Annotated in this window: 17 protein-coding genes and 1 tRNA gene; 9 read left to right on the forward strand and 9 right to left on the reverse strand. The window is 65.4% G+C overall.

The window, feature by feature from the left end; genetic code table 11:
* Positions 1–35: 35 nt before the first annotated feature.
* The 9 genes from hflX to dusB all read right to left on the reverse strand — a co-directional run bounded on the left by hflX (position 36) and on the right by dusB (position 10,053).
* Complete coding sequence (gene hflX, locus ABSF49_RS05900) at positions 36–1,370, reverse strand: GTPase HflX (RefSeq protein ID WP_424111702.1); 1,335 nt, start codon at positions 1,368–1,370, stop codon at positions 36–38.
* Positions 1,367–1,621: an RNA chaperone Hfq gene (hfq, locus tag ABSF49_RS05905; protein ID WP_424111703.1), complete on the reverse strand. Its 255-nt coding sequence runs from the start codon at positions 1,619–1,621 to the stop codon at positions 1,367–1,369. The genes hflX and hfq overlap by 4 nt, the downstream gene beginning before the upstream one ends.
* A 148-nt stretch (positions 1,622–1,769) precedes the next feature.
* The gene (locus tag ABSF49_RS05910) at positions 1,770–2,627 is read right to left on the reverse strand and encodes a D-amino-acid transaminase (protein ID WP_424111704.1); all 858 of its coding nucleotides are present in this window, start codon (positions 2,625–2,627) and stop codon (positions 1,770–1,772) included.
* Positions 2,628–2,644: 17 nt separating this feature from the next.
* Positions 2,645–4,012: a nitrogen assimilation response regulator NtrX gene (ntrX, locus tag ABSF49_RS05915; protein ID WP_424111705.1), complete on the reverse strand. Its 1,368-nt coding sequence runs from the start codon at positions 4,010–4,012 to the stop codon at positions 2,645–2,647.
* Complete coding sequence (locus tag ABSF49_RS05920) at positions 4,012–5,913, reverse strand: sensor histidine kinase (protein ID WP_424111706.1); 1,902 nt, start codon at positions 5,911–5,913, stop codon at positions 4,012–4,014. Before ABSF49_RS05920 ends, ntrX begins: the two co-directional genes overlap by 1 nt.
* Positions 5,910–6,254 (reverse strand): hypothetical protein, encoded by a 345-nt coding sequence (locus ABSF49_RS05925; RefSeq protein WP_424111707.1) that lies wholly within the window; start codon positions 6,252–6,254, stop codon positions 5,910–5,912. Before ABSF49_RS05925 ends, ABSF49_RS05920 begins: the two co-directional genes overlap by 4 nt.
* 95 nt (positions 6,255–6,349) lie before the next feature.
* Positions 6,350–7,828, reverse strand: a complete 1,479-nt coding sequence (ntrC, locus tag ABSF49_RS05930; protein WP_424111708.1) for a nitrogen regulation protein NR(I) — start codon at positions 7,826–7,828, stop codon at positions 6,350–6,352.
* Positions 7,829–7,906: 78 nt separating this feature from the next.
* Positions 7,907–9,037, reverse strand: a complete 1,131-nt coding sequence (locus ABSF49_RS05935) for a two-component system sensor histidine kinase NtrB (protein ID WP_424111709.1) — start codon at positions 9,035–9,037, stop codon at positions 7,907–7,909.
* Complete coding sequence (gene dusB / locus ABSF49_RS05940) at positions 9,037–10,053, reverse strand: tRNA dihydrouridine synthase DusB (protein WP_424111710.1); 1,017 nt, start codon at positions 10,051–10,053, stop codon at positions 9,037–9,039. Before dusB ends, ABSF49_RS05935 begins: the two co-directional genes overlap by 1 nt.
* Before the next feature lie 146 nt (positions 10,054–10,199).
* On the opposite strand from dusB, the gene ABSF49_RS05945 reads away from it, so the two are divergent.
* The 9 genes from ABSF49_RS05945 to ABSF49_RS05985 all read left to right on the forward strand — a co-directional run.
* Positions 10,200–10,273, forward strand: a tRNA-Gln gene (locus ABSF49_RS05945).
* 332 nt (positions 10,274–10,605) lie between these two features.
* Positions 10,606–10,794 (forward strand): hypothetical protein, encoded by a 189-nt coding sequence (locus ABSF49_RS05950; protein WP_424111711.1) that lies wholly within the window; start codon positions 10,606–10,608, stop codon positions 10,792–10,794.
* A gap of 256 nt (positions 10,795–11,050) precedes the next feature.
* On the forward strand, positions 11,051–11,899 hold the full coding sequence (locus ABSF49_RS05955; protein WP_424111712.1) for a sugar phosphate isomerase/epimerase family protein: 849 nt from the start codon (positions 11,051–11,053) through the stop codon (positions 11,897–11,899).
* A gap of 626 nt (positions 11,900–12,525) precedes the next feature.
* Complete coding sequence (locus ABSF49_RS05960; RefSeq protein ID WP_424111713.1) at positions 12,526–13,707, forward strand: AraC family transcriptional regulator; 1,182 nt, start codon at positions 12,526–12,528, stop codon at positions 13,705–13,707.
* A gap of 440 nt (positions 13,708–14,147) precedes the next feature.
* On the forward strand, positions 14,148–15,257 hold the full coding sequence (locus tag ABSF49_RS05965; protein ID WP_424111714.1) for a Gfo/Idh/MocA family protein: 1,110 nt from the start codon (positions 14,148–14,150) through the stop codon (positions 15,255–15,257).
* Between the two features lie 38 nt (positions 15,258–15,295).
* The gene (locus ABSF49_RS05970; protein ID WP_424111715.1) at positions 15,296–16,780 is read left to right on the forward strand and encodes a sugar ABC transporter ATP-binding protein; all 1,485 of its coding nucleotides are present in this window, start codon (positions 15,296–15,298) and stop codon (positions 16,778–16,780) included.
* Entirely contained in the window at positions 16,777–17,883 is a 1,107-nt protein-coding gene (locus ABSF49_RS05975) for an ABC transporter permease (RefSeq protein WP_424111716.1), read from the forward strand. Before ABSF49_RS05970 ends, ABSF49_RS05975 begins: the two co-directional genes overlap by 4 nt.
* Positions 17,884–17,980: 97 nt before the next feature.
* Entirely contained in the window at positions 17,981–19,069 is a 1,089-nt protein-coding gene (locus ABSF49_RS05980; protein WP_424111717.1) for a sugar ABC transporter substrate-binding protein, read from the forward strand.
* A 442-nt stretch (positions 19,070–19,511) separates the two neighbouring features.
* Positions 19,512–19,799: hypothetical protein (locus tag ABSF49_RS05985; RefSeq protein WP_424111718.1), on the forward strand; the 288-nt coding region annotated here is incomplete at its 3' end.

Raw genomic sequence — 19,799 nt, forward strand, 5'->3', positions numbered from 1 at the left:
CTCGCGGCCGTCGTCGGGCGATTCGATGGAAAGGTTCAGCGCGCCGCGGCGCCGAAGCGGCGCTTGACGCGCTCGACCGCGTCGGCGGGGACGCGCACGGTCACGCGGACGCCGCCATCCTCGTCGTCGCGGCGCGCCATGACTTCCGTGTGCTCGTAGAGCCAGTGCAGGCCCTGGCCGTCGGCGGATTCGAGCTCGAGGTCGATGAGCGAGCGCCCGCGCGCGAGCCGCGTCTCGATCGCCTGGAGCAGCGCGCCGACGCCCTCGCCAGTCAGTGCGGAGACGGGTATGGGCGCGCCCTCGCCCTGCCCTGCCGCCAGCGCGGCGCGATGGCCCGCGTCGAGCTTGTCGAGCTTGTTCCACACTTCGATCAATTTGTCCGCCGCGCCGGCGACGCCGACTTCGGCGAGAATCGCCTCGACGTCCTTGGCCTGCGCATCGCTGTCGGCATGGGCGATGTCGCGCACGTGAACGATGACGTCGGCGGCGCGCACCTCTTCGAGCGTGGCGCGAAAGGCCGAGATCAGCATGGTCGGCAGATCCGAGATGAAGCCGACGGTGTCGGACAGGATCGCCGCGCCGCCGTGCGGCAGCTTCACCAGCCGCATCGTCGGATCAAGGGTCGCAAACAGCATGTCGGCGGCGACGACCTCGGCGCGGGTCAGGCGGTTGAACAAAGTCGACTTGCCGGCGTTGGTGTAGCCGACCAGCGCGACGATCGGATACGGCACTTCGGCGCGGCTGGCGCGGTGCAGCGCGCGCGTCTTCTTGACCTTGTCGAGATCGCGCTCGATGCGGATCATGCGCTCCTCGATCAGGCGGCGGTCGGTCTCGATCTGGGTTTCGCCGGGGCCGCCGAGGAAGCCGAAGCCGCCGCGCTGGCGCTCCAAGTGGGTCCACGAACGCACCAGGCGCGACTTCTGATAGGTCAGATGCGCGAGCTCGACCTGCAACGCGCCCTCGGCCGTACGGGCGCGGCGGCCGAAGATCTCCAGGATCAGACCGGTGCGGTCGATCACCTTGGCCTTGAACGCTTTCTCGAGGTTGCGCTGCTGCACGGGCGACAGCGCGGCGTCGACGACGACGAGGGCGATCTTGTCCGCTTGCGCGCGCTCGGCGAGCTCGGCGAGCTTGCCCTTGCCGAGATAGGTCGCGGGGCGGATCTCGGCGAGGCCGACGAGGACGGAGTCGACGACGTCGAGATCGATGGCGCGCGCCAGCCCCTCCGCCTCTTCGCGGCGCGCTTCGGGGCTGCGCGCCGGACCGCGGTCGCCCGACGCGCGCGCGGTCGAATAAGGGCAGACGACCAGCGTTCGCGTCCGCGACGCGACCGCTTCCTCGCGCCGGCCGGCGCCTTCCAAGTCGCTCAATGCTGATCGAGGCCCTCTTCAACCGACTCGAACATGGTGATCGGGGTCGCCGGCATGATGGTGGAAATGGCGTGCTTGTAGACGAGCTGCGAATGGCCGTCGCGGCGCAGCAGTACGCAGAAATTGTCGAACCAGGTCACGAAACCTTGAAGTTTCACGCCGTTGACAAGGAAAATGGTCACCGAAGTCTTGCTCTTGCGAACGTGATTAAGGAACGTGTCCTGTAGGTTCTGCGCCTTTTCATTGGCCATTGTTGGGACCCCACATCGGAAATGGACCGCTTGCCGCAGCCGTGTTGTTGTTTCGACTCGACGCCTCGTCCCGCGTCAAGTTCAGCGAACCTATATCATTTCAGCGGCGATCCGCCATCGTGCGGTTTTGTGATGGGAATGCCCCGCTTCAGCTTCGCGCCGCCACGGCGGCGAATTTTCGCCGCAACGCCAGGGTCGTAGGGCCTGGACGGCCGTCGCCGATCGGCCGCCCGTCGATCGCGACGACCGGCGTGGCGATGGTGGTGGCGCTGGAAAGGAAGGCCTCACGCGCCGCGTAGGCCTCCTCGAGGGTGAATGGGCGCTCCTCGAAGCGAAGGCCTTCGACGGCGGCGACGTCGATCAGGGTCGCGCGGGTGACGCCGCGTAGGATCGATTGGTCCGCCTGGCGCGTCGCCAGCACGCCGTCGGCGGCGACGATCCAGGCGTTGGTCGAAGAGCCCTCGGTGACGAAGCCGTCGCTGTCGAAAAACCACGCCTCGAAGGCGCCCGCCTCGCGCGCCGCCTGCTTGGCGAGGACGTTGGGCAGCAGCTGCAGCGACTTGATGTGCGGATGGGCCCAGCGCTCGTCCGGCAAGGTGATCACCGCCACGCCACGCTCGGCGTTGGCCTCGCCGAGGCGAGGATCGAGCGATTTGGCGGTGACGACCAGCCCCGGCGCGACGCCGGGCGGCGGGAAGCCGTGGTCGCGCCGCGCCGCGCCGCGCGAGATCTGCAGATAGACGAGGCCGTCGCTGACCCGATTGCGGGCGACGACCTCGCGCAAAATTCGCTTCAGCGCCGCCTCGCCGACCGGCGCGGCGATGCGCAGCGCCGCCAGCGACGTCTTCAACCGCGCGAAATGGCGCAGTTCGTCGATCAGCGCCCCGCCGCGCACCAGGCAGACTTCATAGACGCCGTCGCCGAAGACGAAGGCGCGATCCAGGATCGACACGCTCGCCTGGGCGAGCGGCAGATAGCGGCCATTGACGTAAGCGACGCGGCTCATCTCGGCGTTCCGTTCGTTTATGCGACGCCGAGCGACTTCAGCTTGCGGTGCAAGGCCGATCGTTCCATGCCGATGAATTCGGCGGTGCGCGAAATGTTGCCGCCGAAACGGTTGATCTGGGCGATCAGATACTCGCGCTCGAACACCTCGCGCGCTTCGCGCAACGGGATGCTCATCAGTTTCTCGCCACCGACGCCGCTGGGAATGGCGGGCACCAGCGCGCCGATCTCGGCCGGCAGCATCGCCGCGGTGATGTCCGCCTCGGGATCCCCCACGGCGAGAATCATCAGCCGCTCGACGTTGTTGCGCAGCTGGCGGATGTTGCCCGGCCAGTCGTGCGACTGCAGCACCGCCATCGCGTCGGCGGCGACCCGGCGCGGCGGCACGCCCATCGTCTGCGCCACCTGCTCGAGGAAATACTGCACCAGTTCGGGAACGTCGTCGCGCCGCTCGGCGAGCGAGGGAACCCGGATCGGCACCACCGACAGACGATGAAACAGATCCTCGCGGAACTGTTGGTCGGTGATCGCCTGGGCGAGGTCGCGGCTGGTCGAGGAGATGATCCTGACGTCGACATGAACCCGCGCCGACCCGCCGACGCGCTGGAAGTTCTGGTCGACCAGCACGCGCAGGATCTTGGCCTGGGTCTCAAGCGGCATGTCGGCGACTTCGTCAAGATAGAGCGTGCCGCCGTGCGCCTCCTCCAGCGCCCCGACCCGATGCGGACGCTCGGCGCTCGCTTCGACGCCGAACAGCTCGCTTTCCATGTTTTCGGGCGTGATCATCGGCGCGTTGAGGATGACGAACGGGCCGTCGGCGCGCACCGACTGGGCGTGGATCAGCCGCGCCGCCAGCTCCTTGCCCGCGCCCGGCGGGCCGGAGATGAGCACGCGCGAATTGGTCGGCCCGAGCCGCTCGATGATGCGCTTGAGGTTGGCGATCGCCGCCGAATTGCCGATCATGCGATTGACGACGCCGGAGCGCGCGCGCAGCTCCGTGACTTCGCGTTTCAGCCGCGAAGTCTCCAGCGCGCGCTCGGCGACGAGGATCAATCGGTCGGCCTTGAACGGTTTCTCGATGAAGTCGTAGGCGCCGAGCTTGATCGCGGTCACCGCGGTTTCGATGTTGCCGTGGCCGGAGATCATCACCACCGGAACGGCGCCGTGCTGCTGCTTGACGATTTCCAGGAGTTGCAGCCCGTCGAGCCGCGAGCCCTGCAGCCAGATATCGAGCAGCACCAGATGCGGCCGGCGCGCCTCGATCGCCGCCAGCGCCTCGTCGGAATTGCGCGCGAGGCGGGTCGAATGGCCCTCGTCGGAGAGAATGCCGGAAACGATTTCGCGAATGTCTTCTTCGTCGTCGACGACCAGGATATCGGCGGGCATCAGGACGGCCTGTCCGTGTGCGAAACAACCAGGGGCGTGCTCGCCGCGACCGGCGGAGCGGCCGCGGCGGAGACGTCGAAGCGCAGCGGCAGTTTCATCAGCACCTGCGCGCCGCGCCCGCCGTCGGCGCGGGCGAGGCCATCGAGCAGCTCAACCTCGCCATGGTGATCCTCGAAGATCTTGATGACGATCGGCAGGCCGAGGCCGGTGCCCTCGGCGCGGGTGGTGACGTAGGGCTCGATCAGCTTGCGGCGATCCTCGCTCGGGAAGCCCTTGCCGTTGTCGCTGACGGCGATGCGAACGACGCCGTCTTCGACCGCCAGCGAGGCGACGATCCGGCCCTTCTCCTCGCGCTGGCCAAGCGCGTCGATGCCCTCGCCGGCGTTCTTGAGCACGTTGGTCAGCGCCTGCGAGATCAGCCGACGGTCGAAATCGGCGATCACCGGTTCGCTCGGCAAGTCGTCCTCGATCGCGATCTCCGGCCGGCCGACCCGCATCAGGAACAGCGACTGACGGACGCAATCGGAAAGATCGTCCTCGGCGGGGCGCGCCTTCGGCATGCGGGCGAACGACGAAAACTCGTCGACCATGCGCTTGATGTCGTCGACCTGGCGAATGATCGTGTCGGTGCACTGATCGAACACGTCCTTGCCTTCGACGATGTGCTTGCCGTAGCGACGCTTGAGGCGCTCGGCGGAGAGCTGGATCGGCGTCAGCGGGTTCTTGATTTCGTGAGCGATGCGGCGGGCGACGTCGGCCCACGCGGCGCTGCGTTGGGCGGTTACGAGTTCGCTGATGTCGTCGAGCGTGACCACCGCGCCGTGGTCGCCGCGCTGCGGATCGCCGGTGACGCGCACGTTGAGCAGCCGCTCTCGGCCGCGGCGCGTCCAGGTCGCCTGCGCCTGGTGCGAACGCAGGTTCATCGACCGCGCCTGGTCAAGGATCTGCGCCACCTGAGGGAAGATCTCGCCGATGTTCCGACCGACCAGTCCGCGCGGATCGTCGCCGCACAGCAGCTTGTCGGCGGCGGCGTTGCTAACCGTGATGAGGTCCTGCGCGTCGACGCCGATGACGGAGGCCGGCACGCCCGACAGAACCGCCTCGATGAAGGCGCGCCGTTCGTCGTTGAGCGCATTGGCCGCGGTCAGGCGATTGCGCTGATGGCGCAGCTCCATCGTCATCTTGTTGAAGGTCTCGCCGAGATGGCCGAGGTCGCCCTCGGAGCGCCGGGTCGGAACCTGGACGTAGAGATTGCCGGAAGCGACCTCGTCGGTGGCGCGGATCAACCGTCGGATCGGTCCGACGAGCTGGTTGGCGAAGGTGAGCCCCATCCACACCGCCGAGATCAGCATCGTCAGCGACAGCATGACGAACACCGCGGCGAAACCGAGCTCGATGTTGTGGCGATGCGATTCGAAGTTGGTGAAGACCGCCGAGACCTCCGAGGCGTCGCGCGCGACCTTGCCCGACATCGGGTCGATGGCCCGCGCGGCGTAGAAATAACTGTCGTCGAGCCCCGCGATCGGCCGCAGCGCGACGAAGACCTGGCCGGCGCCGAGCAGGCCGCAATAGGGTTGCTTGGCCGTGGCGGCGGCGAAATCGCCCGGATCGGGCTTGGCGATCTGCTTGGGGTCGGAGCCCGCCGCCTGGGCAATCGCCGTGCCGTCGGACTTGATGACGGCGGCGGCGGAGAAGCCGAGCGCGCGCGCCCGCGCATTGAGGAAGCCCTGGAAAAGATTGGGGTCGGAGCGGACGAGCCGCGCCGCCTGCGACAGATCGTTGGCGGTCAAGTCCGCCTCGCGCAGCAGCGCTTGGCACTGGGTCTCGCTGTAGACCTGCGACAGCTCGCCCGATTCCTTGATGTAGGCGGCGACGTCCTTCATGAAGGCAGGGTTGATCACCCGCTCGACCGCGACGGCCGCGACCAGCGCGGTTTATGCAGTCGCGCGCCGGCGCGCGCGGCGCGGCGCGCGGCGCGTAGGCGAAGCAGCTCGATCCCGATCAGCACCAGGAGCCAGACGACGATGATCCCGTCGCCGCCCAGCAGCCCCAGAACGATCTCGTTGGTGGGGATGATCGGGGTGAAACCAGCGAAGACGACGAAGGTCGCGAGCGCCAGGATCAGCGCGCCGCCGACCGCGATCGGACCGAACACCCCGGAAATCCGGCGCTCGTCGAACCGCGGGCCCTCCGCCTGCGCAACGTTCGCGCCGGGCTGCTGCTGCGTTTGATGAATGGTCACGTCGCGAAAGTTCGCCGTCGTTACGCCTTGCGGCCAAGCCCAGAGTTGCGCAATTGCAACTCTGTTGCAAGATTACGACAAAATGGCGGCGAAACTCACTTAAATCCGCGGACGCCCCGTAAATCGAGGTCGCGGATTTTCTTGCGCAGCGTGTTGCGGTTGAGGCCGAGAATCTCGGCCGCCTTGATCTGATTGCCGCGGGTCACCGACAGAGTCGCGGCGATCAACGGCACCTCGAGATCGCGCAGGACGCGGTGATAGAGGCCGACCGGCGGCGGCGAATCGCCGAAGGAGCGGAACAGGTCGGCGATATGCCGCTCGATGCCGGAGACGAATTGCTCCTGCGCGGCGGCCGCTTCGCGGGTCGGCGCGTGGTCGCCGCCGCCCGGCCCCGAAAGTCCGAGCAACGGCGCGCTGGCCCCGAGTTCGGCTTCGATCAGCGCCTCGCCGATGACGTCCTGGGGATAGAGGGCGGCGATGCGCCGGGTCAGGTTCTCCAGCTCGCGCACGTTGCCCGGCCAGGAATAGCGGCGCAGCCGCTCCATCGCCGCCGGTTCGATGCTCTTGGGCGCCAACCCTTCGGTGACGCCGCGCTGGAAGAAGTGGCGCACCAGGTCGGGAATGTCCTCGCTGCGCTCGCGCAAGGGCGGCAGGCGCAGCGGCACGACGTTGAGGCGGAAGAACAGGTCTTCGCGGAACGCGCCCTGCTGGATGGCGTAGCGCAGGTCCTTGTTGGTGGCGGCGACGATGCGGACATTGGTCTTGATCGGCGTGCGGCCGCCGACGGTCGTGTATTCGCCCTGCTGCAGCACCCTGAGCAGGCGCGTCTGCGCCTCCATCGGCATGTCGCCGATTTCGTCGAGGAACAGCGTGCCGCCTTCGGCCTGCTCGAAGCGGCCCGCCGAGCGCGCGTTGGCGCCGGTGAAGGCGCCCTTCTCATGGCCGAACAGCTCGCTCTCGATCAGGTCGCGCGGGATCGCCGCCATGTTGATGGCGACGAACGGCCCGCTCTTGCGCTTGCCGTAATCGTGCAGCGCGCGCGCGACCAGTTCCTTGCCGGTGCCCGACTCGCCGGAAATCATCACCGTCAGGTCGGTCTGCATCAGCCGCGCCAGCGAGCGGAAAATGTCCTGCATCGCCGGCGAGCGGCCGACCAGCGGCATCGACTCGGCCGGCGCCGTTTCCACGCCGACTTCGCGCGCGCGTTTCGGCTGCGCGAGGGCGCGGCCGACGATCGACACCAGCTCCTTCAAATCGAACGGCTTGGGCAGGTATTCGTAGGCCCCGCGCTCGGAGGCCTTGATCGCGGTCATGAAGGTGTTCTGCGCGCTCATGACGATGATCGGCAGATCGGGCCGCATGCGCTTGATGCGCGGCAGCAGCTCGAACGCGTTGTCGTCGGGCATCACCACGTCGGTGATGACGAGGTCGCCCTCGCCGGCGGCGACCCAGCGCCACAGGCCGGCGACGGTGCCGGTCGAGCGCACTTCGTAGCCGGCGCGCGACAGCGCCTGATTGAGTACCGTTCTGATCGCTGCGTCGTCGTCGGCGACGAGAATATGCCCTGACGGCATCCAATAGCTCCTTGCGGGCCGCCGGCGGCGGTGGAACGCCGGCTGCGCCCGCTTCTTGATCCGGCTCGCCGCGCCGCGCTAGTCGACTCCGCCTCCGCTCGCGGCTCGCGGCGCTGCAAGCGGCAGCAGGACTCGAAACATCGTACGGCGCGGGTGCGACTCGAATTCGATGATTCCGCCGTGGTCGCCGATGACTTTGGCGACAAGTGCAAGTCCCAGGCCAGAGCCCGAAGACTTGGAGCTGACGAACGGCTCGAACAGATTGGCGCCGATGTCGGCCGGCACGCCCGGGCCATTGTCGCGCACGCAGATCTCGAGCGGCAGGCTGACCGGCTCGGCCCCCGCGCCGACCTTCAGCCGCACGCCCTGGCGGTAGGCGGTGGTCAGGGTGATCTCGCCGTCGATGCTTTCTTCGCCAATGGCTTCCGCGGCGTTTTTGATGAGATTGAGGAAGACCTGGATCAACGCGTCGCGCGAGCCCAGCACATGCGGCAGCGACGGGTCGTAGACCTCGGAGAAGCGGATGTGCTGGGCGAAGCCGGCCTGGGCGAGCCGCTTCACATGGTCGAGCACCTGGTGGATGTTGAGGCTCTCGCGCCCGCCCGGCCGCTCTTCGGAAAACGACTCCATCCGGTCGACCAGTTTGACGATGCGGTCGGTTTCCTCGCAGATCAGCCGCGTCAGCGCCCGATCTTCGTCGGAGGCCGAGGCTTCGAGCAGTTGCGCCGCGCCGCGGATGCCGGAGAGCGGGTTCTTGATCTCATGGGCGAGCATCGCGCCGAGCGCCGTCACCGACCGCGCCGCGCTGCGGTGGGTGAGCTGTCTGTCCATTTTTTCAGCAATTGACCGTTCTTGCAGCAGAAGCAGCACCCCGTCCTCGGCGCGCGGCAGCGGCGAAACATAGGCGTCGACCACCCGGCCGAGGCCGGTGCGCGGCGTCGAGACGTCGAGTCTGTAGCCATTGACCGTCGCCTGGGTGGCGATCGCATCAGCGACAAGGCCGATCACCGGCGAGCCGAACGGCAGAATGTCGACAAGCTTGGCCCGCAGGAGCGCCGAGCGGCCGGAATCGAAGAAATGCTCGGCCGCAGTGTTGACCTCACGGACGACGCCGGAGGCGTCGATCGCCAGCAACGGCTGCGGCAAAGCGTTGAGAAGCTGCAACGCGTCGAGCGACGCGCTGGAGGCCCTGGCCCGTTCGGGCGCCATCACGCCGCCTCCGTCTGCGGCCGCGACGCGAAGGCGAGCGCCAACAGACGCAGCGCTTCGTCGGCGTCTTCGCTCGTCACCAGCGCGCAGCGCAACGCTTCCGGCGCGCCCGCCTTTTCGGCGTAGGCGGCGAGGTGCTTGCGGGCGTGGCGCAGGCCGGCGCGCCGGCCCAGCGCCGAAAGCAGCCATTCGACATGGGCGAGCGCCGCCGCGCGCCGCTCGGCGGCGGGCGGATCTACGGCTGGCCCGCCGGCGACGAGCGCGCGGCCGATCGCGCCGACCAGCCACGGCGCGCCGACGGCGGCGCGGCCGATCATCACCGCGCGCGCGCCCGACTGCGCCAGCATCGCCCGCGCGTCGTCGACGCTGCGGCAATCGCCATTGGCGACGACCGGAACGCCGACCGCGGCGACGACCTCGCCGACCGCCCGCCAATCGGCTTTGCCGTCGTAGAGCTGGCGACGGGTGCGGCCGTGGACGGTGATCATCGTGGCGCCCGCCGCCTCGGCGCGGCGCGCCAGCGTCGGCGCGTTGCGTTCGTCGTCGTCCCAGCCGAGCCGCATCTTGACGCTGACCGGCGCGGCGACCGCGCGCGCCACCGTTTCGATCAGCCGCCCCGCCTGGTCGAGATCGCGCATCAGCGCGCAGCCGGCGGCGCGGCCGGCGACGCGGCGCGACGGGCAACCCATATTGATGTCGATCAGCCGCGCGCCCGACGCTTCGAGCCGCCGCGCCGCCTCGGCCATCGCCGCGGGTTCCGAACCGACGAGCTGCGCCGCATGCGGCTCCGCCCCTTCGCCTTCGGCGCGCAGCCGCGCCTCATCGTTCTCAGCGACGAGTTCGGCGCTCGCCACCATCTCCGAAAATGCCAGCGTCGCGCCGAACCGCCGCGCGGCCCGGCGCATGCCGAGGTCGCTGATTCCCGACATCGGCGCCAGCATTGCGGCGTCGACGAGCGTCAGCGGACCCACACGCGGCGCAACGGCGGAGGCGCCTAATTCTTGGGCGGTGAACATTGTGCCTGCATCGTAGTCAATTGGTCGGCGAACGCAAGGCGGACCGAGCGCGTCGGCGCGCCGCGCCCGCGCCTCTTCGCGCGCCCCTTGCCGCCGCCGCGCGCCTCCGCTATTTACCCGTCGCCCGATGACGCCGGCTTTGTCGTTGGGGGATAGTTCAACGGTAGAACTGCGGACTCTGACTCCGTCAATCTTGGTTCGAATCCAGGTCCCCCAGCCATTGATTCTATTGCGCTTTCTCCGATACCACGCAGAATAAAAGTGGTCGGTCGGAAAGTGGGCTGGGAGTTTTCGTTCCCCCTTCGTTGGCGTGGGATCCTCGGGCCGGACGGGTCGGAGTTGAAGATTTGACCGTCGCGCCGGGCTTTCGAAAGATGGAAGCCCTTGGCCAGGCGTCGTTCCCCTAGCATCGAATTCAAGCGCCAGGTCGCTCAGGATTTTCTCGCCGACGAGACGCTCCATGAGCTTTCGAAGCGCCACGATGTCTCGCCCTATCGGATCCGCCTGTGGATGGTCCCACTTCGCGGCGCCCGCCGCCGCGGCGCATTCACCGTGAACGACCTCGCGCAGGCGCACGAAGGCGGAATGGATTCGTTCGCACGCGGTCTGAAAGATGTCCGACGGCTGATCGACGATGGCGAGATAGAGTCGATCGACAGGGAGCGCCGCGCTTCCTGCGAGAGCGGCGTCGCCAAATCGATCAGCGATGGCGACGAGGACTTCAGCAGCCTCGAGCCGTAAGTCATCGACAAGCCCGCGATTGCCAACATCGCCGGCCGTCAGCAATGTCTCGAAGGAATCTTCAACCGGGCGATCTTCAGGTTGCGCCGGGACGACGCCGGCCCCGCCCGGCGCGAAGTCGGTGGTCAGAAATCTCATATTTCTAGCGCGAATGCTCATTTACGGCGCGATCCGGCAGATTGAGACTGGCGCGTCCGGAACGCGGCGTCGAATCCGACGCGCGGCCGCCGGAGTTCCGCGATTCTGGGAGGGAGCGATGAAGATCGGCGTCAACACGTGGGTATGGACGTCGCCGTTCACTACGAAAGACTTTCCTCTCATCCCCAAGGTGAAGCAGATGGGGTTCGACGTTCTGGAGGTCGCCCTCGACGATGCGTCGCTCATCGACGCCAAACTGCTGCGGAAGATGACGGAGGACAACGGCCTCTCGGTGACGGTGTGCGGCGCCTTCGGGCCGACGCGCGACATCTCCAACGAGGATCCGGCGATCCGCAAGATCGGCGTCGAATACATACGGGACAGCATTCGATTCGCGGAGGCGGTGGGCAGCCATCTCTTCTCGGGGCCGATCTATTCCGCGGTCGGCAAGACGCGGCTGATTCCCGATCAACAGAAGAAGCAAGAATGGGCGTGGTGCGTCGACAACCTGCGCGCGCTCGGCAAAGCGGCGACCGACGCCGGCGTCACGGTCGGCGTCGAGCCCCTGAACCGCTTCGAGAGCGACATGATCAACCTGGTGGAGCAGGCGGTCGCACTCGTGCGCGACGTCGACAGTCCCGCCTACAAGATTCACATCGACACGTTCCACGGCAACATCGAAGAGAAGAGCATCCCGAACGCGATCCGCAAGCTCGGAAAGGGCATGCTCGGCCATTTCCACGCCTGCGAGAACGATCGCGGCATTCCCGGCACCGGTCACCAGGACTGGCACGGAATTCGCGACGCGCTGCGTGCGGTCGAGTACGACGGCGCGGCGGTCATCGAGTCCTTCACCCCCGGCGCGGTCGAAATCGCCAAAGCGGCCTCGATCTGGCGACCGCTTGCGCCGTCGCAGGACGAGTTGGCGAGGCAGGGCGCGCGCTTCCTGCGCGCGTTGCTCGGCTGACGCTCGGGGCTAGGTCGTGAGCGAGACGACATCCTTCTTCCGGCTGGCGGCGTATGGGGGGTGAGGACCGACGAGGTTCGTCGGTCGCGCGAGTTCGAGAGCGAGAACGCGCCGTCGCGCGAAGCGGCTTCGGACTCGCCGCCGGGCAAGCCGCTTCTGACCGAGGCGGCAAGCGGAAACCTGCAAGGCTCGGCTCGCCGCGGCGCCGGCGAGATCGGGTTGGCGCCGAAGCCCTCTGGACGGCGGGTCCGCGCAGCCTGCTGGGCCGGCGTCGCTCGACGCAGCGCTAACCGCCGCGGCGACGCCGTGACGAGAAGCCGTGCGCGTGATCGGCGTCATTGAACGGTCCGACCAACGCCGCCGATCGCCCATTGCTCCGCGGGCGGCGATGCGCCAATCTCAACCGCGACTTGAGCCACGGCTGAACGCATGTCGTGGGCCGTAGCCGACGGATCGCGCGTTCGCCTGCGCGCCGCGCCGCCGAACGATGTCCGGCCTCATGACTTCGTCGAGGACCGGACCCATGACGGGAGGACGTTCGGCATGCTCTGCTTCATCGACGAATTCGGGCGGCAGGCCTCGACGATCCTCTTCCGCCGCCGGCTCCGACGAGCAGAGCCAGGCCAATGTTAGACGAGAGAAACGTCGCGGTCATCGTCGAGACGTCCAATAGCTACGCCCGCGGCGTTCTGCGCGGGATTCACGAATATGCCCGGACTCGCCACGGCTGGACCCTCTACCTCACCGAGCACGGTCGACACGAATTCGACCAGTCGTTCGCCTGCGACTGGAAGTTCGACGGGGCCATCGCGCGAATCGAAACCGATCGCATGGCGCGGATCATCACGGACATGGGCGTGCCGACGGTCGACGTCAGCGCCGCCCGCCTGATCGACGGCATCCCCTGGGTCGAGACCGACGACGAAGCGATCACGCGCCTCGCCCTCGAACACCTTCGCGACTGCGGCCTGCAGAACTTCGCCTACTTCGGCGACCCGTTCTACAACTGGTCGGTTTGGCGCCAGCAATGCTTTGAGCGCGTACTGGGGCGTCCCGACATCATCCAATCGAGGATCTTCAACCTTCCGGTTCGGAAGGAACCGCGGGTCCGGTGGTGGACGCAGCGCGAAGCGATCCGCGACTGGTTGGAGAGCCTGCCGAAGCCCGTCGGCATCTTCGCCTGCTACGACGCATGCGGTCAGCAACTGCTGGAAATCTGTCGGTACTTCGACTTCAAGGTTCCCGAGGACATCGCCGTCATCGGCGTCGACAACGACGAGCTTCTGTGCGAACTCGCGACGCCCAGCATGTCGAGCGTCATTCCCAACACCTTCAGAACCGGCGCCTACGCGGCCGAGATTCTGGGCCGCATGATGGGCGGGGAAAAGCTTGCGGGGCGCAAATTCGCCATCGAACCCCTCGGCGTGCGCAAACGCATTTCAACCGACGTCCTGACCGTCAGCGATCCGCACGTCGCCAAAGCGGTCGCCTTCATACGGCAGAAGGCGCATGAAAACATCGGCGTCGAAGACGTCCTGAACATGGTTCCCCTCTCCCGGCGCGTTCTCGAGGCGCGGTTCCGGCGGGCGCTGAATCGCACGCCGCACCAGGAGATCCTGCGCGTGCGAACCAACGCCGTGCGGGAACTCCTTCTGGAGACGGAAATGTCTCTCTCGGAGATCAGCGAAGCGCTCGGCATCGAGCACCCCGAGTACCTGAGCGTGTTCTTCAAGAAGGAGACCGGGCTGACGCCGAGGGAGTATCGAGACCGGGTGCGGGGTCGCTCCTTTCTGCAGATCCCGGACTGACGACGCGTCGACCGCACGGTTCGTCGATCGCGAACTCCGTTGTCGTCGGACAGATTGTCCGCCCGTAGGATCGCCGGGGTTTCGACCGTCGCCGCCGCGTTGAACGACGGCGGTCCGCGGCGCCGGCGGTTCGAACCGGCGAGGGTCTGTTCCAATTCGGTCCGCGACGCCGCGAAGCTCGCCGCCGCCGCAGATTCATGCAACCGATCGCCGAGTTTGTTCAGCCGCTTCGACCGCTCGCCGACGCTGGAAGCGTCACGACGGCGGCGCGTCGATTTGCCAAGCGCTCGCATGCGCGCGTGAAGCAAAATCGCCGCGTCTGGCGATGATCTCGGCGCCGCCGATCGCGGGAAAAAATCTCAATAATCTCGCGTGAATGCTCATGTTCAAATTCCGTGAACGCCTCAATAGTGGCTTCAGAGCCAAATTGAGGAAACATCATGGAGAAGGCGCGAGTCGGACTCATCGGACTTGGTTTCGGTTCGGAGTTCATCCCGATCTATCAGGCGCATCCGAAAGCGGACGTCGCGGCGATCTGTCAGCGAACGAAGAGCCGATTGGATGAAGTCGGCGATCGGTTTGAAATCGCCGCGCGCTACACCGATTTCCGCGACGTGTTGACCGATCCGAACGTGGACTTCGTCCACATCAACAGCCCGATCCCCGATCACGCTCCGCAGACGATCGCGGCGCTGAAGGCCGGCAAGCACGTCATGTGCACCGTGCCGATGGCGACGACCTTGGACGAGGCCAGAGAGATCGTCGGATTGGTCCGCGACTCCGGATTGAAATACATGATGGCCGAAACCGTCGTGTACAGCCGCGAGTACCTGTTCATCAAGGAGCTCTACGACAACGGCGAACTCGGCAAGATTCAGTACCTGGCGGCGTCCCATCCGCAGGACATGGAAGGCTGGCCCGACTACTGGAAAGACATGGCGCCGATGCACTATGCGACGCATGTCGTAAGCCCCCTCATGGCGATGGTCAACGGCATGGCGGAGTACGTCAGCTGCTTCGGCTCTGGGACGATCAACGACGAGTGCGCGCGCCGATCCGGTTCGAAGTTCGCCGTCGAGTCGTGCCACATCAAGATCAAAGACTCGGATCTCGCCGCGCACATTTGGCGCTTCCTCTGGGACACTGCGCGACAGTATCGCGAGAGCGTCGACGTCTACGGTTCGAAGAAGTCGTTCGAGTGGCAGCTCATCACGGGCGAGAACCCCGTGCTCCACACCGCCAAGAAGCCGGAGCCGGAGATCGCCGAACGCGTCGAAGTTCCGGACTACGCGCATCGTCTGCCCGAGCCGATCCGCAAGTTCACGCGGGGCGTCGCCGACGAAGACCATCTTTCGTTCATCCAGGGCGGCGGTCACGGCGGTTCGCATCCGCATCTCGTCAACGAGTTCGTGTCCGCTCTGCTTGAAGAGCGCGACCCATTCCCCAACGTGGAACAGTCGGCGAACTGGACCTCCGTGGGGATCTGCGCCCATCAGTCGACGCTCAAAGGCGGGGAGATCGTGAATGTGCCCGACTTCTCGAAGCGCTGAACAATCCGGAATCGTCGTCCGTCTGAGCGAGTAGAAGCATGGACGAGATTCTGCGCTTGTCGCACATTTCGAAAACGTTTCCCGGCGTCAGAGCGCTGCAGGACATCTCGTTCGACCTGATGCGCGGCGAGGTGCATTGCCTGTGCGGCGAAAACGGGGCCGGGAAATCGACGCTGATCAAGATCCTCTCCGGCGCAATTCAGCCCGACGAGGACGGACAGATTTTCGTCGACGGCGCCGCCGTGACCCTGACGCCGAACACGGCGCTGAGGATGGGAATTCATACGATCTATCAGGAGCACATCGTCTTCAATGCTCTGAACATCACCGAGAACATATTTGCCGGCTCGGAAATCGCCCGACGGGGGTTGCTGCAGCGCAAGGAGATGCGGCGGCAGACCGAGAGCGTCCTGAGGTATCTGAAGAGCGACCTCACGCCGGACATGCGAATGACCGATTTGACCAGCGGTCAGCAGAAGATCGTGGAGATCGCCAAGGCGCTCGTGTCGAAGAGCAACGTCATCATTCTCGACGAGCCGACGGCGTCGTTCTCATCGAGGGAGATCGACACGGTTCTGAATATCGTGAAGACGGTCAAGAGCGATGGGATCGGGGTCATCTACATCTCGCATCACCTCGACGAGGTCTTTGAGATCGGTGACCGCGCCACCGTTCTGCGCGACGGCCGCAAAGTCAGCATGTACCCCATTGCTGGACTCACCAAGACGACGCTGATCAAGGACATGGTCGGACGAGACCCGTCGACTTTCTACAAGCGCGAGCGCGTCAAGCGCGGCGAGGCGGTCCTGGAAGTGAGGAACGTCACCGGCAACGGCGTGCGGGACGTCTCGTTCGAGCTCCATCGCGGCGAAGTCCTCGGGTTTGCCGGCATGGTCGGATCGGGACGATCGGAACTCATGGAGGTGCTGTTCGGCAGCGCTCCGCTCGTCTACGGCGAGATCGTCGTCAACGGCAGTTCGGTCAGGCACTCGAGCCCGAAGAGCGCGATTCGCAACAAGATGTGCTTCATCACCGAGAGTCGTCAGACCACCGGGCTCTTTCTGCCGAAGACGATCGCCGAAAACGTCGCCGTGGCGAACATGGTGAACACGCGCCAATTCGTCGTGCGGCCGGCGAACGAGGTCCGCACAGGCGAGAAGTTCGTCAAGCTGCTGAACATCAAGGCCCCGAGCGCGCGCACCCGAGTCGTCAATCTCTCGGGCGGCAACCAGCAGAAGGTGGTGCTGGGCAAATGGTTCAACACCGGAGGCGAGATCTACATCTTCGACGAGCCGTCGCTCGGAATCGACGTCGGCTCCAAACAGGAAATCTACAAGGTCATGGTCGACCTGCTGAAGGAGGGCAAGGCCATCCTCATGGTCTCCTCCGACATGCCCGAGGTGATCTCGATGAGCGATCGCGTGATCGTCTTCAAGCAAGGGCAGATCGCCGGCGAGCTGACCGGTGAGGAAATTACCGAAGAAGCCATCCTCACCCTTTCGATAGGAGATCGGCAAGAGTGAGCAAGCCGGAAGTGCCCAACGCGACATTGCAGGTCAAGGAGTCGCTGTTCAGGCGATACGAAAACCTGACCGTGCTGTCGATCTTCGCCAGTTTCGTCGTGATCGTCGTCGTCGTTCAGTTGATCTCGACGGGTGGGTCGCGATTCCCGACTTTCATCAGTCCGGTCAACATCGTGAACATCCTTCAGCAGGTCGCCGTGCCGGGGATCGTCGCCGTCAGCATGACCATGGTGATGGTGTCGGGCGGCATCGATCTCTCGGTCGGCATGCTCGCCTCGCTGGTGTCGATCATCGTAGCGCTCGGGATTTCCCAGTGGCGCCTCGGCGTCGGTCCGTCGGTCCTCCTCGGCGTTGCGTCGGCCGTCGTCCTCGAGACGGCGATGGGGTTCATCATTTCCAGAACCCGCATCGAGCCGTTCATCATCACGCTCGGCGGCATGATCTCGTTCCAAGGGATCGCGTTGCTGCTCTCCAATTCGCGCGAGGTCGTGATGAAGGGAGAGCTCAACTTTCTCACGTTGAACCTCGTCGAAGGGGCGAGAGACCCGGTCACGGGTCTCATCCTCCGGGTGCCGCCGTACGTTGTCGCCTTCTTCGTGATCGCGCTCATCGGCGGATTGCTGCTGACCTACACGAAGTACGGGCGGCGAATCTACGCGGTCGGCACCAACGCTCGCGCCGCGTTCCTCGCCGGGATCGACGTCCGCAACATGCGTCTTTCCGTCTACATGATCCAGGGTCTGCTCGTCGGGATCGGCGCGACGATGCTGCTGGCGCGCATCAACACCGGAATCATAACGCTCGGTCAGGGCCTGGAGATCGACACGATCGCGATGGTCGTCATCGGCGGGACGGCGCTCAGCGGCGGCAAGGGCAACATCGTCGGAACCTTGATCGGAGTGTTCTTTCTCGGGTCGATCGCCAACGCGATGAACCTGCTGCGGCTGCCGTCCGAAGTGCAATTTCTTGCCAAGGGTCTCGTCGTCATCATCGCGGTGTCGGCAGGCGACGTGTCCTCACAGATCTCCGAATTCCGCGGCCTGAGACGCGAGCAGGCGAAGGCGCGCAGTGCGGCGGCGACGGCGAAAAAGGGGGGCGCATAACATCAGGGAAGCGTGCAGGCAGATAGGCAGGACTCTTCCGTGTGAAGTCTCGGGACCGAGCACAAAAAGAAAGAAAGAAGGAAAGGGAGTAGGTAAAATGAAGAGATCGACATTGAAACTTATGGCTCTGGCCGCAATCGGCTCTTTGGCCCTTGCGACCGCAGGCCAGGCGTTGGCGGCCCAGGGAGGACCCAAGGTCATCGGCTACTACATGGACAACTCCGATGATTTCTACAAAGCGGGCTTCGAGGTCTTCAAGACCCTGGCGCAGCGCGAAGGCTGGACCGTCCAAGACGTCGTCGGACAGGGGACTGCGCCCGAACAGCTCGCAGCGGTTGAGAACTTCATCACCCAGGGCGTGGACGCGCTGCTCGTCGTTCAGAACTCGCCGGAAACCACCTCGCAGACCCTGAAGCTGGCCAAGGCCGCCGGCATTCCCGAGTTCCATCTGACGCACAATCCGCCGAACGAGCCAGGTCTCGCCGGTTTCGCCGGATACGACTGGGTCAGCATCGGCGTGCTCGCCGGCCAATCCGCGATTCAGCACAATGTGAAGCGGGTGATCATGATCGAGGGCAAGCTTGGTCAGGGCACCGCATCGGGCCAGACCGATGGTTTCCTAAAGGCGTACAAGGACGCCGGCAAGGACATCGGCAACCTCGCCCAGAGCGTTGGCGTCAAGGGCGCGGGCGGCAAGGACCTTCAGGTCGTGTTCTGGGGTTCGGGCGGATGGTTCGCGGATCCCGCCAAGAAGGTGATGCAGGACGCGATCACCAGCCTGGGGCCGGACGGCTTCGACGGCGCCTATGTTGAAAACGATGAAATGATGGCCGGCGCCTTGCAGGCGATGCAGGAGGCCGGTCTCGACCCGAGCAAGTACTGGCTCGGCTCGAGCAACGGCAAAGAGAAGTCGTGGAAGTGGGTGCAGGACGGCACCACCACGATGGACGTGAACGAGACGGCGACGCTCGAAGCCGACATCGCCTATCAGCAGATCAAGGCGAACTTCGCGGGCAAGCCGTACAAGAAGGCCGTCTTCGTCTCCGTGATTCCGTTCACGAAGAGCGATATCAAAGTCGACAAGCTGGTTCCCTTCTTCCATGACGACTACATGAAGAAGCGGGATGCAGGCGCCTTCATCTACGACATCAACGATCCGTCGTTCCGCGCGAACCCCGGTTATTGATCCCGGACGGCGGAGAAGGAGGCTGCTTCGGCAGCCTCCTTTGCTTTACGAACGGGGAGACTCCCCGTTGATACGGCATTCGATCAAGCCCATTTCGCGGCTGCCTCGAGGATCTTCGCCCTCGTCGCGGCGGCGCGTTCGATTTCCGCGGCGATGCGCATCACGTTGCGCCCCCTTGGCATCGCTCGACCGATGCAGGGCGACGCCGCCGGCAAACGGTCGCGCCTGTGCGGACGGGCGGCTCGATCAATCACGTCGGCAAGCGCTCAAGCCATCAACGCCCATGGATCGAAAACAGATGGGAAGACGGCAAATATCGTTGCGAGCGCCCGTCAAACCTCGGATATTCCGGTGATCAACGGCTGTGGGGCGAAACAAGGCGAGCCACAAGCAAGTCGCATTCACAGGCCGGCGGAGGCGCGCTCCTGAACTTCTTTCCTGCTTGATCGCCACGGTTCTGGCCGCCGGTCCAGAATGCTCTCAAGCCGCTGATCACAAAGCCGAAATCACAGTGACCGCCGACCTGGTCGGGGTCAACATGCAGTGGGGAAAAGCTTGGCGGAGTCACCGGAAACTCGCCTACCTGCTTACCGGGGCGCATACAATCCAGGCCACCACCGCGGTGTCAGGCTTCGACCTCAAACAATCTGTTGGCGATCTCGGGGGTTCCGTCGACTCGACGAGCGTCACTGGACTCAAAGTCATTCAGAGCTTTAGCGTTATTGCAGGC

The sequence above is a fragment of the Roseiarcus sp. genome (assembly GCF_049514155.1).
Lineage (GTDB): Bacteria > Pseudomonadota > Alphaproteobacteria > Rhizobiales > Beijerinckiaceae > Roseiarcus.

Excerpts from the sequence above, each read along its gene's own strand:
- ABSF49_RS05970 (WP_424111715.1), top strand. The coding sequence starts at position 15,296 with ATGGACGAGATTCTGCGCTTGTCGCACATTTCGAAAACGTTTCCCGGC.
- ABSF49_RS05980 (WP_424111717.1), top strand. The coding sequence starts at position 17,981 with ATGAAGAGATCGACATTGAAACTTATGGCTCTGGCCGCAATCGGCTCT.
- ABSF49_RS05935 (WP_424111709.1), bottom strand. The coding sequence starts at position 9,037 with ATGGCGCCCGAACGGGCCAGGGCCTCCAGCGCGTCGCTCGACGCGTTG.
- ABSF49_RS05965 (WP_424111714.1), top strand. The coding sequence starts at position 14,148 with ATGGAGAAGGCGCGAGTCGGACTCATCGGACTTGGTTTCGGTTCGGAG.
- dusB (WP_424111710.1), bottom strand. The coding sequence starts at position 10,053 with ATGTTCACCGCCCAAGAATTAGGCGCCTCCGCCGTTGCGCCGCGTGTG.
- ABSF49_RS05960 (WP_424111713.1), top strand. The coding sequence starts at position 12,526 with ATGTTAGACGAGAGAAACGTCGCGGTCATCGTCGAGACGTCCAATAGC.
- ntrX (WP_424111705.1), bottom strand. The coding sequence starts at position 4,012 with ATGCCCGCCGATATCCTGGTCGTCGACGACGAAGAAGACATTCGCGAA.
- ABSF49_RS05955 (WP_424111712.1), top strand. The coding sequence starts at position 11,051 with ATGAAGATCGGCGTCAACACGTGGGTATGGACGTCGCCGTTCACTACG.
- hfq (WP_424111703.1), bottom strand. The coding sequence starts at position 1,621 with ATGGCCAATGAAAAGGCGCAGAACCTACAGGACACGTTCCTTAATCAC.
- ABSF49_RS05910 (WP_424111704.1), bottom strand. The coding sequence starts at position 2,627 with ATGAGCCGCGTCGCTTACGTCAATGGCCGCTATCTGCCGCTCGCCCAG.
- ntrC (WP_424111708.1), bottom strand. The coding sequence starts at position 7,828 with ATGCCGTCAGGGCATATTCTCGTCGCCGACGACGACGCAGCGATCAGA.